The organism is Cupriavidus sp. Agwp_2 (assembly GCF_040784895.1).
Lineage (GTDB): Bacteria > Pseudomonadota > Gammaproteobacteria > Burkholderiales > Burkholderiaceae > Cupriavidus.
Window position 1 is genome coordinate 2,777,699 of the sequence record NZ_CP088083.1, and the last position, 13,374, is coordinate 2,791,072.

13 protein-coding genes and 1 riboswitch are annotated in these 13,374 nt (G+C 66.2%); of the genes, 2 read left to right on the forward strand and 11 right to left on the reverse strand.

The genetic code is table 11. From position 1 onward, the window contains the following. Nucleotides 1–11: 11 nt before the first annotated feature. The 5 genes from tolB to ybgC all read right to left on the reverse strand — a co-directional run bounded on the left by tolB (nt 12) and on the right by ybgC (nt 4,326). The gene (tolB, locus tag LPA45_RS13030; RefSeq protein WP_116320787.1) at nt 12–1,364 is read right to left on the reverse strand and encodes a Tol-Pal system beta propeller repeat protein TolB; all 1,353 of its coding nucleotides are present in this window, start codon (nt 1,362–1,364) and stop codon (nt 12–14) included. 208 nt (nt 1,365–1,572) lie between these two features. Further along, the gene (gene tolA, locus LPA45_RS13035; RefSeq protein ID WP_317923049.1) at nt 1,573–2,664 is read right to left on the reverse strand and encodes a cell envelope integrity protein TolA; all 1,092 of its coding nucleotides are present in this window, start codon (nt 2,662–2,664) and stop codon (nt 1,573–1,575) included. 70 nt (nt 2,665–2,734) lie between these two features. Next, entirely contained in the window at nt 2,735–3,178 is a 444-nt protein-coding gene (tolR, locus tag LPA45_RS13040; protein WP_029045462.1) for a protein TolR, read from the reverse strand. Between the two features lie 63 nt (nt 3,179–3,241). Then, nucleotides 3,242–3,925, reverse strand: coding sequence for a protein TolQ (gene tolQ / locus LPA45_RS13045; RefSeq protein WP_317923048.1), 684 nt, complete (start codon nt 3,923–3,925; stop codon nt 3,242–3,244). Then, complete coding sequence (gene ybgC / locus LPA45_RS13050; protein ID WP_116320785.1) at nt 3,922–4,326, reverse strand: tol-pal system-associated acyl-CoA thioesterase; 405 nt, start codon at nt 4,324–4,326, stop codon at nt 3,922–3,924. Before ybgC ends, tolQ begins: the two co-directional genes overlap by 4 nt. Before the next feature lie 154 nt (nt 4,327–4,480). Beyond that, nucleotides 4,481–4,582: riboswitch (ZMP/ZTP riboswitch) on the forward strand. Nucleotides 4,583–4,715: 133 nt separating this feature from the next. Here ybgC and glyA point away from each other — a divergent pair. Both glyA and nrdR read left to right on the forward strand, forming a co-directional pair. Beyond that, on the forward strand, nt 4,716–5,963 hold the full coding sequence (gene glyA / locus LPA45_RS13055) for a serine hydroxymethyltransferase (protein WP_116320784.1): 1,248 nt from the start codon (nt 4,716–4,718) through the stop codon (nt 5,961–5,963). Between the two features lie 158 nt (nt 5,964–6,121). Then, nucleotides 6,122–6,586 carry a transcriptional regulator NrdR gene (nrdR, locus tag LPA45_RS13060; protein WP_116320783.1) on the forward strand — a complete coding sequence of 155 codons (465 nt, stop codon included), beginning with the start codon at nt 6,122–6,124 and terminating at the stop codon, nt 6,584–6,586. 34 nt (nt 6,587–6,620) lie between these two features. On the opposite strand, the gene LPA45_RS13065 is transcribed toward nrdR, so the two are convergent. Genes LPA45_RS13065 through LPA45_RS13090 form a run of 6 tightly spaced genes read right to left on the reverse strand, consistent with a single transcriptional unit; the run spans nt 6,621 to nt 13,318 of the window. Beyond that, on the reverse strand, nt 6,621–7,088 hold the full coding sequence (locus tag LPA45_RS13065; protein WP_317923047.1) for a type IV pilin protein: 468 nt from the start codon (nt 7,086–7,088) through the stop codon (nt 6,621–6,623). Next, nucleotides 7,085–10,639: a pilus assembly protein gene (locus LPA45_RS13070; RefSeq protein ID WP_367394580.1), complete on the reverse strand. Its 3,555-nt coding sequence runs from the start codon at nt 10,637–10,639 to the stop codon at nt 7,085–7,087. Before LPA45_RS13070 ends, LPA45_RS13065 begins: the two co-directional genes overlap by 4 nt. 41 nt (nt 10,640–10,680) lie before the next feature. Further along, entirely contained in the window at nt 10,681–11,307 is a 627-nt protein-coding gene (locus tag LPA45_RS13075; protein WP_317923045.1) for a pilus assembly protein, read from the reverse strand. Next, nucleotides 11,308–12,132, reverse strand: coding sequence for a PilW family protein (locus tag LPA45_RS13080; RefSeq protein WP_317923044.1), 825 nt, complete (start codon nt 12,130–12,132; stop codon nt 11,308–11,310). Then, the gene (gene pilV, locus LPA45_RS13085; protein WP_317923043.1) at nt 12,105–12,695 is read right to left on the reverse strand and encodes a type IV pilus modification protein PilV; all 591 of its coding nucleotides are present in this window, start codon (nt 12,693–12,695) and stop codon (nt 12,105–12,107) included. Before pilV ends, LPA45_RS13080 begins: the two co-directional genes overlap by 28 nt. Beyond that, nucleotides 12,686–13,318 carry a GspH/FimT family pseudopilin gene (locus LPA45_RS13090; protein ID WP_317923042.1) on the reverse strand — a complete coding sequence of 211 codons (633 nt, stop codon included), beginning with the start codon at nt 13,316–13,318 and terminating at the stop codon, nt 12,686–12,688. The genes pilV and LPA45_RS13090 overlap by 10 nt, the downstream gene beginning before the upstream one ends. Between the last annotated feature and the right edge of the window lie 56 nt (nt 13,319–13,374).

The window sequence follows — 13,374 nt, forward strand, 5'->3', positions numbered from 1 at the left end:
AATGACTCCTGTTATTGCATGAAAGGACCCCAGGACGGCTCGCGAACATCGCCGGACTGGAGGGACAGAACCTGCCGGGTACGCCCGTCAGTGGACACCGCCGCCAGCACCGCGCGGCCGCCCACGCGGGTGGCATAGAGAATGTACTTGCCGTTGGCGGCGAAGCTCGGAGCCTCGTCGTTGGCCGTATCCGTCAGCGACGTCACGTCGCCGTTGCTCAGGTCCTGCAGTTGCAGCTTGAAGCCGCCCGCGCGCGAGATGTACGCCAGGTACTTGCCGTCCGGCGAGATCCGCGGGCTCACGTTGTAGCTGCCCTTGAAGGTGACACGCTGCGCCGCGCCGGCTTCTTCGCCGCCGGCGGGCATGCGATACACCTGCGGCGCACCGCCGCGGTCGCTGGTGAAGTAGATGCTGCGGCCATCGGGCGAGTACTGCGGCTCGGTGTCGATGGCGCTGCTGCGCGACAGGCGGCGGATGCCAGAACCGTCGGCGTTCACCTGGTAGATCTGGGTATTGCCGTCGCGCGACAGCGCCAGTGCCAGGCGCTGGCCGTCAGGCGACCACGACGGCGCGCTGTTGTTGCCCTTCTGGTTCGACACCAGCGTGCGCTTGCCGCTGGCGAGGTCATGCACGTACACCACCGGCTTCTTGGCTTCGAACGAAACATAGGCCACGCGGCGGCCGTCCGGCGACCACGACGGCGAGATGATCGGCTCGTTGCTGCTCAGCGCAACCTGCGAATTCTGGCCGTCCGAATCCGAGATCAGCAGCTGGTAGCGGCCGCCCACCTTCGACACGTACGACAGGCGCGTGGCAAACACGCCGCGCTCGCCCAGCAGCTTTTCATAGATGTAGTCGGCAATCTTGTGCGCGGTCACGCGCAGCTGGCTCTGGTTGACCGTGAAGGCCAGCCCGCCCAGGCTCTGGCCCTTGACCGTGTCGTACAGGCGGAAACGCACCTCGTACTGGCCACCGGCGGCCGGCGTCACGCTGCCGGCGACAAAGGCGTCGGCACCGCGCGACTTCCAGCTGCCCAGGTCGACATTGGCGGATTCCGCCACCGTGGCGCCGCCCGGGTCGACATTGCGCAGGCGGCCGCTGCGCGCCAGGTCGGCGCGAATGATCGCGGTCAGGTTCTGCGGGGCCTGGGCCTCGCCCTGGAAGTTGGCGGTAGCGACCGGGATCTGGCTGGAGCCGACCCCGGAGATTTCAACGTTGAGCTGCGCGTGCGCGGCGCCGGCGGCCACGGTCAGTGCCGCAGCCAGCCACGCCATCAGCGCGCGGCGTCCCGCCCTGTGGGCGGCTCGTTGGTTTGCATGGTGCCGCCTCGCGGACAGCCAGTTGGGGGCCCAAAGCTTTCGCATGCTGCTCCTCAGTCGATTTCAAGATTCGTCGGGCACGGCAGGAAATCCAGGCAGACGGCAACACGGGCAGGACCGCGCATGGCGCATCCCCGTTGTGCGTGCGGTCTGCACACTGCCGGCTGCGTCAGGCAACCTGCCATCGTAGCGATGGGACTGAAAGCCGGCGATGAAGGTTGCATTATGTTGCAATTCATGGCGCCCAGGTCACTCAGTCCTTTGGCCGGAAGGTAATGGTAAAGCTGGCCGGCGCCTTGCCATCTTCGTCGCGCGGCAGCGGGTCGGAACGCTCGACCGCGCGCAGCACGGCGTTGTCCCACGACGAATCGCCGCTGGACTTGGACAGGCGCGCCGACATCAGCGAGCCATCCGGCGCCAGTCGCACCGATACCACCGCGCTCGGGTTGCCCGGCACGTCTTCCGTGAAGACGATGTTCGGCTTCACCCGACGGCGCACGCGGTCGGCATAGCCCGGCGACGCCTTGCCGCCACCACCGGCACCCGCCCCGGTCGTGCTGCCCACGCCGCCGCCGCCGGCGCCGCCGCCGGCCATCGCCTGCAGGCGCGCCAGCTCGCTCTTGCGCTGTGCATTGGCAGCCGCCTCCGACTGCGCCTTGGCCTTGGCATCGGCCTGTGCCTTGGCCTTTGCCTCTGCCTGGGCCTTCGCCTTGGCGTCGGCCTGCGCGGCCTTGGCCTTCGCATCGGCGGCTTCCTTGCGCTCGCGCTCAGCCTGTTCCTTGCGTTCCTGTTCCTGCTGCGCGACCTTCTTCTTCGCGTCGTCCTTGCGCTGCGCTTCCTTGCGCTCGGCTTCCTTGCGCTCGGCCTCTTTGCGCTCGGCTTCCTTGCGCACCGCGTCCTTGCGGGCTTCTTCCTTGCGAGCGTCTTCCTTCCGTGCCTCTTCCTTGCGCGCCGCGTCCTTGCGCTCGGCTTCCTTGCGGGCCGTTTCCTTGCGCTCGGCTTCCTCGCGCGCGGCGGTCTCGGCCTGGCGCTTCTTCTTCTCGAGCGCGATGTCGGCGTCTTCCTCGACCTTGCTCTTCACCTGCGGGGCCGGCGGTGCGGGCACCGGCCGCGGCTGCACCACCGGCTCGGGCTCGGGCTCGGGCGGCGGCGGCGGCGGCGCGGTGGCGGCGGGAACCTCTTCCCACAGCTCGGCCTCGGCGCCAACCGGCGTGCTGCTCTGCCAGTGCACGCCGTAATACAGCACGATGCCCAGCAGCAGGTGCATGGCAAGCGCGAGCACGAAGGAACGCATGGTTCCCCGCTCTCTCACCGGCTGGTAGGGATAGGCGGCGACGGTATTCATCGGGCGCAACGGCAATCGCGGTGGCTGTCAGTCGGGCGCATCAATGCGGCTTCAGTACGGGTTCAACGCGTCAGGAAGTCTTGGACTTGACCATCAGGCCCACGCGCTTGATGCCGTCGGCCTTCAGGACTGACATGACATCGAGCACGGCTTCATACTTCACCGAACGGTCGGCGGCGATCACCACCGGCTGGTCCGGATTCTCGTTCTGGCGCTGGTGCACGAAATCGAGCAGGCCCTGCTTGTCGAGCTTGCGCTCGAAGGCATTGCCGGCATTGTCCTTGCCACGCGCGGTCAGATCGCCGTTCTCGTGCACGGTGACCACGATCGGCGGCGCCTTCTGCTGGGGCGTGGCGTTGGCCACGGTGGGCAGGTCCACGGTCGCGGGGCTCACGATCGGCGCTGCCACCATGAAGATGACCAGCAGCACGAGCATGACGTCGATATAGGGCACGACATTGATGTCGGCGCTTGCCCGGCGGCGCGAACCGCCGCGGCGCTGAATGGCTGCCATTGCAGGACTCCTGGAAACGACGGGGGCCGGGCCGGTTGCCCATGCCGCCCGTGCTGGATTCGGTTAGCGCGCCTGCCGTTGCAGGATGTTCAGGAACTCTTCCATGAAGCTCTCGAAACGGATCGCGAGGCGGTCGATTTCGGTGGCATAGCGGTTATAGGCGATCACCGCCGGGATCGCCGCGAACAGGCCGATCGCCGTGGCTACCAGTGCTTCGGCGATGCCGGGCGCCACTGACGCCAGGGTCGCCTGCTGCACATTCGACAAGCCGCGGAACGCGTTCATGATCCCCCAGACCGTGCCGAACAGGCCGATATACGGGCTGACCGAGCCGACCGACGCCAGGAACGGCAGGTGCGACTCCATCACGTCCATCTCGCGCTGGTACGCAGCACGCATGGCGCGGCGGGCCGCGTCGAGCAGCGCGCCCGAATCGTTGCCGCGCTCGCGCGCCTTCAGGAACTCGCCCATGCCGGATTCAAAGATCCGCTCGAGCGCGCCGGTGTTGTGGCGGTTGTTGACGGCACTGTTATATAGCGCCTGCAGGTCGCCGCCGGCCCAGAAGTCGCGCTCGAACCCCTCGGTCTGGGTGCGCGCCGAGCGCAGCGCCAGGTGCTTGCGGAAGATATAGGTCCACGAAAACAGCGACATGACGAGCAACAGCGCCATGACGGCCTGTGCCAGCAGGCTGGCGTGGAGCACCAGCGATACGATCGACAGGTCTTGCGTGACGGTCACGGGATTCATCGGGCGGACTTGATGGTAGCTAGGACGGGGGCGGGAATCGGGGCGGGACGAAAAGTGCTTCGATCGACGCATCCAACGCGGATGACGCCGGTCGCCAGCATCAGCTCGCCACGCCAGGCTTCCTGCGTGAACTGGACCGAAGCCGGGCCGACCCGGTCGATGCGCGTACGGATCTCGAGCTGGTCATCGAGGCGGGCGGGCGCATTGTAGTCCACCGCCGTACTACGGACGATAAAGACCACGCCGGCCTCGTCGGCCAGCGCCTGCTGCTCGATACCGAGCGAACGCAGCCACTCGGTGCGGGCCCGTTCGAAGAACTTGAGGTAGTTGGCGTAGAACACTACGCCGCCCGCGTCGGTGTCTTCCCAGTACACCCGCAGGGTCCAGACAAAATTTGTCATGGCCGCGATTGTAACGGAGAGAGATCGCGGTTTCGTGTAAACCCGCAGTACGAGTTTGCAACAGCAAGTTGCTGGCCAGCCCTTGACCAGCCTTGGCTGGCGGGTTGACGGCTTGCGGCGGGCGCACTCTACGCGCTACACTGCGCCCAACCATTCCATCTTGCGCGACTGGCGAAGTCAGTGGGCACTACCACGAGGAAGCGCAAGTTCTCTGGCGTGTTGTTTCTAACGCCTGCCGCTCGCCTGGGCAGCGAATGGGAAGCAGGGTGCGCCCTGCGCCGACGGTTAAAGTGCCGCCAGCGCCGGTCGCCGCTAGCCTTCCCCGCGCGCCCTAACCCGATGCTCCCGATGCTTGAATCGGATTCCCCTTTTTTCAGACGAGTTTCGCCATGTTCGAACGCAGCCGTTTCACGATCGACCAGATCGACCCTGAAGTCTTTGCCGCTATCCAGAAGGAAAACCAGCGCCAGGAAGACCACATCGAGCTGATCGCCTCCGAAAACTACACCTCGCCGGCCGTGATGGCCGCGCAGGGTTCGCAGCTGACCAACAAGTACGCCGAGGGCTATCCCGGCAAGCGCTACTACGGTGGCTGCGAGTTTGTCGACATGGTCGAGCAACTCGCCATCGACCGCGTCAAGCAACTCTTTGGCGCCGAAGCCGCCAACGTGCAGCCCAACTCGGGTTCGCAGGCCAACCAGGGCGTGTACTTCGCCATGCTCAAGCCGGGCGACACCATCATGGGCATGAGCCTGGCCGAAGGCGGCCACCTGACCCACGGCATGGCGCTGAACATGAGCGGCAAGTGGTTCAACGTGGTCAGCTACGGCCTGAACGCCCAGGAAGACATCGACTACGACGCGCTGGAAAAGCTGGCGCAAGAGAAGAAGCCCAAGCTGATCATCGCCGGTGCCTCGGCCTTCGCGCTGCGCATCGACTTCGAGCGCATCGGCAAGGTCGCCAAGTCGATCGGTGCCTACTTCATGGTCGACATGGCCCACTACGCCGGCCTGATCGCCGCGGGCGTCTACCCGAACCCGGTGCCGCACGCCGACTTCGTCACCACGACCACGCACAAGAGCCTGCGCGGCCCGCGCGGCGGCGTGATCCTGATGAAGGCCGAGCATGAGAAGGCCATCAACTCGGCAATCTTCCCCGGCATCCAGGGTGGCCCGCTGATGCACGTGATCGCCGGCAAGGCCGTCGCGTTCAAGGAAGCGCTGACGCCCGAGTTCAAGGAATACCAGCAGCAAGTGGTGAAGAACGCCGCCGTGCTGGCCGAGACCCTGATCGCGCGCGGCCTGCGCATCGTTTCGGGCCGCACCGAAAGCCACGTGATGCTGGTCGACCTGCGCGCCAAGAACATCACCGGCAAGGACGCCGAGCGCATCCTGGGCGAGGCGCACATCACCGTCAACAAGAACGCCATCCCGAACGATCCGGAAAAGCCGTTCGTGACCTCGGGCGTGCGCCTGGGCTCGCCGGCCATGACCACGCGCGGCTTCAAGGAAGAAGAAGCCCGCATCGTCGGCAACCTGATCGCCGACGTGCTGGAGAACCCGCACGACGCCGCCAACATCGCCAGCGTGCGCGAGCAGGTGGCCGCCCTGACCAAGCGTTTCCCGGTCTACGGCTGATGCATCGAGGCCGCTCCCGCCCTTGCGCGTGAGCGGCCGGCAGCCCCGCAAGCCACGCCCTTCATGGGGCTCCGGCTTGCGGGCCTCGCCAACCCGCCCCGCCACCGCAGAAGACCCAACGGAAATGGCGACGGGGTGTTAACTGAAGGTGGTCCGGCATGAAATGCCCCTTTTGCGGTCATTCCAATACCCAGGTTCTCGACACGCGCATGTCCGAAGACGGCGATGCCGTGCGCCGGCGCCGCCGCTGCGAGTCCTGCGACCGCCGCTTCACCACCTATGAGCGGATCGAGTTGTTCTTCCCCGCCATCGTCAAGAAAAACGGTTCGCGCGTCGACTACACGCGCGCCAAGCTGAAGGATTCGATGCGCCTGGCGCTGCGCAAGCGTCCGGTTTCGGCCGAGGCCATCGATGAAGCCATCACCCGCATCGAGGAAAGACTGCTGTCGCTGGGCGAAAAGGAAATCGCCAGCAGCCAGGTCGGCGAGCTGGTGATGATCGAGTTGCGCAAGCTCGACAAGATCGCGTATATCCGGTTTGCGTCGGTGTACCGGAGTTTCGAGGATGTTTCCGAATTCTCCGATGTACTCGCCGAAGTGACCGCGGGCAACAGCAAGCGCTGAGCGCCCTTCCCTTCCCCGACTTTCCACTCGTCTCTCAGCGCTCCCAGCAGTCCTGCCGGTACGCGGCGGGATTAGCCCCGACCGCGTTCAGCCGAGTGCCGGCCTGGTCCAGCAGGTAGGTGCCGCACGCGTCCGCCGCATCGACCGGGACCGCCTGCAGTACATAGCCGTTCGCTGTCAGCGAATTGGCCACCAGCGAGATGTTGTAGCGGACCCGGTTGCTGTCGCGCGGCGAGGTGCGGAACGCCGCCGGCAAGGCAAACGCCGCTTCTGCGGTGTCCTGGTCATAGCGCCCATTGACCGAACGAAAGCGCTCCAGCTGCTGCGCCGCCTCGGTCATCATGCCGCGCGCATCGGTGCGATAGCCGCGCCTGACGTATTCGGTGTAGTTGGGGATGGCGATCGCGGCGATGATGCCGAGGATCGATACCGCGACCATCAACTCGATCAGCGTCATGCCGCCCGTGCCCGGCATGCAGCGGCGGCCAGGGAACCTGTTCATTGCGAGATCTGCCTCCACGACAGCCGGTTGCGGGCGATATTGCCCTTCTCCACCACGCTGATGACATCGCCCGTGGTGGCGCTGGCGACCTTGAGGTGGTCGCTGCTGCCGCCGCCCCCGGTAAAGATGGTCGAGCCGAAGTTGCCCTGCTGGGCGATGCCCGATACCACCAGCACCCTGTCGTTGACCTTTATGTTGTCGTCTCCATCGACCTTGCCGTCGCCATTGACGTCGAGCACCGCATACGGCAGCGCGGCGCCGGTCAGCGCGGCAAAGTCGAGCAGGTTGGAACTGATGCCGCCGACGCACTCGTCGGTCGATGGCGTAAGCGTGGTGATCACCAGCCGTTCCGCGTCGGTCTTCGGCTTGACCACCACGCGCTCGCCCTGCGTCAGCAGGTCGATGTACCAGCCGCGCCGGGTGGTGTAGTCGACCGCATTGCTACTGAGCGTCAAAACGGGACGCGACACCCCATCCACGATTGTCGAACCAGGCGTCAGCGTCTGCGCGCGCAGGTCGCTGCGCGTCGCCGCTGCGGCATTGTTGTCCCACACGCCGTAGACCGAGTTATAGCCCGTGGCCGCGGTGTCAGCGGCGTCGTAGAAGCGGCCGGTGCCAAAGGTCAGCAGGAAGCCTTTCTTCGGATCCTTGGGATTGACCAACGCAGTGGGCGCTGCGGTGATCGGCTGAATCACGCCCGCGGCGCTTTGCGCGGTGAACAGCGGCGCGCCCTGCGTGGTGCCCATGCGGGCGCTCCAGGCCGCCGGGTTGTCGCCGGCGAGATCGAACTTCCACATCCGGCCTTTCAGGTCGCCGGCATAGACTGCCTGGATGGTCAGGTTGTCGTCGTAGACCACTTCAGGGCTGCCCAGCCCGTTGTTGTTGCCGCTCGCGGCGGTCTCCTTCGCATCGGCATAGATCTTCTGGATGCCATTGCTGGCAAACGGGTTGGCCAGATCGACGATGTACAGCACCGCCTTGCCCGTGCCGCTTTCATAGCCGTTGCCGAAGATCGCCACCCATTTGCCATTGTTGACGCGGCCGATCGCCGGCGTGCCGAGGGTGTAGCCCAGGTCATTGTCGTTATCGGCGGCAATTTCCCACATGACCTTCTTCTCGTCGAAGGCCGACGGGTCGGTCACGTCGAGCGCGAACATACCCTTGCCGCCGGCGCCCATGCCGCCGACCAGCACCGTGCGCCAGCTGGCGGTGCTGTCCGTGCCGCGCCGGATAAATACGTCGCCGGCGCTCGGCGTGGCATCGACCAGGAAGCGGTGGACGTAGTCGGGAGAGGCCAGCGCCTTGACCGAATTGGCACCGACGATCGCCTGGTTGGGCAGGTAGGCAAACTTTTCCACCCCGGTCAGCGCATCGAAGCCGTGCAGCATGCCGTCGTTGGCACCCACATAGATCATCGCGCGGCGATTGGTGCGGTTGTTGGCGAGAAAGCTGAAATAGCTGTTGCCGCCGTCTCCGTTCAGGTAGTCATAGCCGGCATCCGCGGCCTTCACGTAGATCGGCGAGGAGTTGACGATGTCGCCCAGCACGTTCGACACTGAACCGCCGGAGCCGTTGTCGGTCACCCGGTCGCGGTACTTGCCGCCGTTGCGCCTTTCCAGCGTGGTGTCGCCGCGCAGGTAGGCGACGATGGCCCTGTCGCCCCCCAGTGCGGTCTTCTGCGCGGTGGTCAGCGAGGCGTCGCTGTCGCTGGTCCACTGGAACGGCTTGCCGGCCGGCGCGGTACCGGGCGACCACGTATAGATCTTGCGCGACGCCGCGGCAGGCATCTGCTGGTAGGCATTCCAGTTGAGGTTCGTGAAGGCTCGGTCCGTGGCGTTATAGCTTTGCGACAGCAGTTCGCCGGTCCATGCGCCCGAGCGGAAGCGCGTCAGGAACAGCGCGGTGTCTGTGTTCAGCGTGGTCGAATTGGTCGCCGCCGACGAGGACGAGCCGCTGCGCGAGGCGATCTGCGTCAGCGCGTTGTTCAGCGCCGCGGCAAGCCCGGTAGCGTCTCCCGCGCTGTAGTTGTCGGCGCGCGTGTTCACCGCGGCATGCCAGAGATCGTCGATCTTGTTCTGGTCGCTGCTGGACGGCCTGGGCCAGCTGATCGTGCCCGCCTTCAGCTTGGCCAGGATGGCGTCGAGCACATCGCTGCGCGTGGTATTGGCGTTGGCCGGCTTGTTGGCCGGGTCGGATTCCAGCGAGCCTTTCACGCCCAGCCCCAGCGTGAAGGTGACCAGGTGCTGCCAGAAGGCTTCGTCGCGCGCGTTGGTCGGCACGCGGTTCTCGGCGGTGCGCAGGTCGTTGACCCAGTACTTCATCGCCACGTCGGCGAGGGTATTCGAATAGCCGTCCTTGTACGGCGCCACTGGCTGGTACTGGTAGGCCGTGCCTGACACCGGCGTGATCTTTGAACCCTTGCTGCTGTCGACATCGCCGACCGAGGTGCTGTCGCCGTAATAGCCGTCGGTGGACAGGATGTGGTAGCTGGCACGGCAGGCGCTCTCCCTGGTGCCGCCCGGCTCGACCCACGGCTGGGCGTTGTTCTGGAAATACTTGCCCACGGTGTCCATGCCGCCCAGCAGCGGCGTGCCGTTGGCGCCGAGGTCCAGGCTGTAGAAGTCCTGGTAGAACTGCGTCTTGTTGGTGGTGCTGAACGGCGCCACCGCGCGTCGGATGCCGGTAAAGCTGGACGAGCCGGAGCGGGTATTGTCATTGATGGTGGTGAAGCCCACCCGGATGGCTTCATTCTGCCCCGCGAAGGCCTGGCCTACCGCCGCGCGCATGGCCAGGATGCGCGAGCGGTAGTACTGGAACCAGTTGGCGAAGTTCTGGATTTCTTCGTCGTAGGTGCAGCTGGCCGATGATGCGCAGTCCATGCGCTTGCCGTTGTGCGGAAACGTCGACCCCGAACGGATCTCGTAGCGCTTGAAGCATTTCAGGCTCGACGTGCTGGCGTTGCAGCCGCTGAGCGTGCTGTCGTACCGGTAGTAGAGGGCAGGATAGAACGTGACCTTCTTTTCGCTGAAGCCCTTGCCATCGTCGTCCAGCCAGTACGTCTTGACGGTGTTGTCGGCGGTCAGGTCGATCGAGCCGTTGTCCGGCAGCATCGGGTTGTAGTAGGCCTTCTTTGGCGACGCCTTGGCCAGGCTGCCGGACGGATCGAACCATGCGCCGTAGGTGACGTCCGGGTTGTAGTACGACACATTCAGCGCCGCGGTCCGGTAGTGTGCCGCCGCCAGCGAGGTGCTGCTGAAGTTGACGACCGACGCGTTGGCGTCCTTGTAGTAGGTGGCGCCGGTCGAATAGACCTGACCGCCGCTGGGCAACGGGAAGGTATAGATCAGCCAGTTGCCGCGGTCGGGCGTCAGGTCCCAGCTGGATTCCGTGCCATTCGGCGACAGGCTTTCCGGCGTGATCTCGAACATCATCGAGCCGGAATCGTCCAGCGTGAACATCACGTTGGGCGCCACCGAGGTGCTGAAAATCAGCGGCTGCTGCGACACCGCCGCGCCGCCAGCGACCGGCAACAGCGCGATCGCGACAGCCATCGTCGCTGCGACGCCCTGGCGGAACCTCCTGTTGAAGCCTGTCATTGCCGTACCTCCGACTGGAGCGAGACCTGCGTGCCGGGATTGATGCCGGTGCCCAGCGCCGTCACCCGGTAATGGATATTGATCGGCATGCCGGTCTGCGGATTCCTGACCTTGGACGGCTTGCGGATCTCTTCGATAAAGCAGCGCGGCGCCGCCGCGGCTTCGCGCAGCGTGACGCCGTCGCTGGCGGGAATAACGATCACGTTGGTATTGGGCTCGGCGTTCACGCTGGTATCCCAGTTGGCCGGCACCTCCCAGAACTGGCGGCCGCTGGCATCGAGATAGCCCAGCTTGAGCTGGCCGCTGCTGTCCACCGGCGGCTTGGCTGCGCTGACGATGGCACTCATGTCCTTGCGGTACATGCGGTTGAACAGCGCGGCCGGCTGTCCCGTGACCACCACCCCTTCGCAAAAGCGCAGCCCCAGCTCCGCCGCCTGGAACGCGACCTGATGGTCACGGTTGTTGCCCGCCAGGCGTTCGTCGAACAGGCTGCCGCGCATGCTCCATACGGTCAGCAGCGACACCACCGCGATGATCACCAGTGCCACCACCAGCACCACGCCGCGCGCGCGGCGCCTGCGCAGCGCCGGTCTGCACTCTTGTCTGTCCGTGCGCTGGCTCATCTATCCCACCCGGTTGCGCAGTGCAAAGCTGCTGGTAAAGCGCCGGCGCAGGCGGCCGTCGGCAGTGTTCTGCACGTTGTCGGCGCAGTCGCGGTAAGTGGTGGCGATATCCGCATTGACCGGGCTGGGATCCGTCACCAGCAGGCATACGCGCACGCTGACCACGCGGCTCCAGTCCGCCGCCGCCAGCGCGCTGGCCGGCTGGTATTGCGTGACGTTGGCGGAGTCGGCATCCTGCGCCACGCCGTAGGTCAGCTGCAGGTCCTGGACGTTCTCAAGGATCGGCTCGGCACGCGATGCGGCCATGGTCGCGCCATCCGAGCCGCGGCACATCAGCGTGTTGCCGGCCACGTAGAAGGCGTTTTCGGCCACGCCGCGTGCCACCGGGACCGCGCGGCCGTTGCAGTCGGTGACGCTGGCGAGCGAGCCATCGATGCGCAAATAGCGCACCGTGATCGCATCCGCATTCGTGGTCGCCGGCGCCACGCAGGCGCCCGTTCCGACATCGGCGATCCCGCCGTCGCAGCCGACCACCGGCGCGCCATCGAAGGTGACCGGGCGCGCGCTCAGCAGCGACAGGTCGACGCGCCCCAGTCCGGCCAGGCGCAGCTGGTCGCCCATGACCGACAGGGCCCAGCGCGCGCCGTCGTCGGCGCTGCGCAAGCCTTCCTGCGTGCGCGTGCTGCGCTGCGTGGTCAGGTAGAACGCGGTGATCGATCCCAGCAACAACAGGCTGAGCACCAGCGCGACCATGATTTCCACCAGCGAGCGCCCGCGGCTGGCGATGCGGCGCCGGATCAGGGCCGGAGCGTGACGGTCGCGCATGTGACTCCCCTGGTGTCAAACCCGGCCAGCGTGGCGAAATAAGCGTTGGCCGCCGCGGAGCAATCCACGGCGGCAATGTTCGATGCGGGATCCTTCCAGTACAACTCCAGCCGGTAGCTGACAAAGCCCGCTGGCACCGTGCCGGCAGGTGCCACGACCGCGGGGGAAGTCCATGCCGCGACGCCGGCGCCGGGCAGTTGCGCCGACAGCGCGCGCCACCATTGCGACACGTCCCAGGCGGCATATTCGGCACCGTCGCACGTAACCCGGCTGCAGTCCTTGGCCGGCGCGGCGGGAGGCTGCACGGCCAGCGCATCCAGGTAGGCGTTGGCGCCTTCGGGCACGCCTTCGGCCAGGCCTGAGGTATTCGCGCGGATACGCTCGGACAGGTCCGTGGCCGCGTCGACAATGGTGTAGCGCACGCTGGCCCCGGAGCGGTAGCGCAGCGATGCCGCCTGCAGCGACATCATGCCGATCAGCACGATGGCGACCAGCACCATGGTGATCAGCACCTCGATCAGGCTCGCGCCGCGCTGGCGCAACGCGGATCGGCTCAACTGCATGCCGCGGCCCTCTGGTCGACGCGCCCGGCATGCGATACGCAGATATTCAGCGCACGCTCATCCGACCCGGAAGCCACGCGCAACGCGAGCGCGCCATCGGCGGACAGGAAGCCGCGTGCGCTGACCTGGATCGCCTGCACCGGCGCCGCCAGCAGCAGCGACAAGCCGCCATTGCCGGCATCGCGCATGCGGATGATTTCTTCGCCGGCCGCACGGACCTGGTCGTTGTTGGTGTCCTGGAACAGGATCCAGCGGCCGCCCCAGTCAGCCTGCGCATCCTGCGCGCAAACGGTGCTGGTCGCCGTGGTCGCCCGGCAGATCGTCACCGGCACGTTGCGGCGAATCGCTTCGCTGCGCGCCAGCGAGAACAGGCCCGCGACCTCGGCCGCCGCCGCATCGGCGCGGGCGCGTTCGAGAAAGCGCTGGAAGGATGGAATGGCGATCGCGGTCGTGATCGCGATCAGCGCGATCACGACCATCAGTTCGATCAGGGTAAAGCCGGCTGCAGGCCGGGCGCATGCCAGCGGTGAAGCGCGCCCGCCGTCGATGCCAGCGCGATGCGCGCGGGCAAACGGCGAACGCCCTCCACACCCGGCTGCGCGGGTGCGAATCGGGCTGTCCATGTCAGCGCAACCGGCTGACTGGCAAGCCTTGCTGCCAAGCTCGTGGAACGACCCTG

Coding starts and splice junctions, on each gene's coding strand:
- tolB (WP_116320787.1), bottom strand. CDS start 1,364: ATGCGAAAGCTTTGGGCCCCCAACTGGCTGTCCGCGAGGCGGCACCAT.
- tolA (WP_317923049.1), bottom strand. CDS start 2,664: ATGAATACCGTCGCCGCCTATCCCTACCAGCCGGTGAGAGAGCGGGGA.
- tolR (WP_029045462.1), bottom strand. CDS start 3,178: ATGGCAGCCATTCAGCGCCGCGGCGGTTCGCGCCGCCGGGCAAGCGCC.
- tolQ (WP_317923048.1), bottom strand. CDS start 3,925: ATGAATCCCGTGACCGTCACGCAAGACCTGTCGATCGTATCGCTGGTG.
- ybgC (WP_116320785.1), bottom strand. CDS start 4,326: ATGACAAATTTTGTCTGGACCCTGCGGGTGTACTGGGAAGACACCGAC.
- glyA (WP_116320784.1), top strand. CDS start 4,716: ATGTTCGAACGCAGCCGTTTCACGATCGACCAGATCGACCCTGAAGTC.
- nrdR (WP_116320783.1), top strand. CDS start 6,122: ATGAAATGCCCCTTTTGCGGTCATTCCAATACCCAGGTTCTCGACACG.
- LPA45_RS13065 (WP_317923047.1), bottom strand. CDS start 7,088: ATGAACAGGTTCCCTGGCCGCCGCTGCATGCCGGGCACGGGCGGCATG.
- LPA45_RS13070 (WP_367394580.1), bottom strand. CDS start 10,639: ATGGCTGTCGCGATCGCGCTGTTGCCGGTCGCTGGCGGCGCGGCGGTG.
- LPA45_RS13075 (WP_317923045.1), bottom strand. CDS start 11,307: ATGAGCCAGCGCACGGACAGACAAGAGTGCAGACCGGCGCTGCGCAGG.
- LPA45_RS13080 (WP_317923044.1), bottom strand. CDS start 12,132: ATGCGCGACCGTCACGCTCCGGCCCTGATCCGGCGCCGCATCGCCAGC.
- pilV (WP_317923043.1), bottom strand. CDS start 12,695: ATGCAGTTGAGCCGATCCGCGTTGCGCCAGCGCGGCGCGAGCCTGATC.
- LPA45_RS13090 (WP_317923042.1), bottom strand. CDS start 13,318: ATGGACAGCCCGATTCGCACCCGCGCAGCCGGGTGTGGAGGGCGTTCG.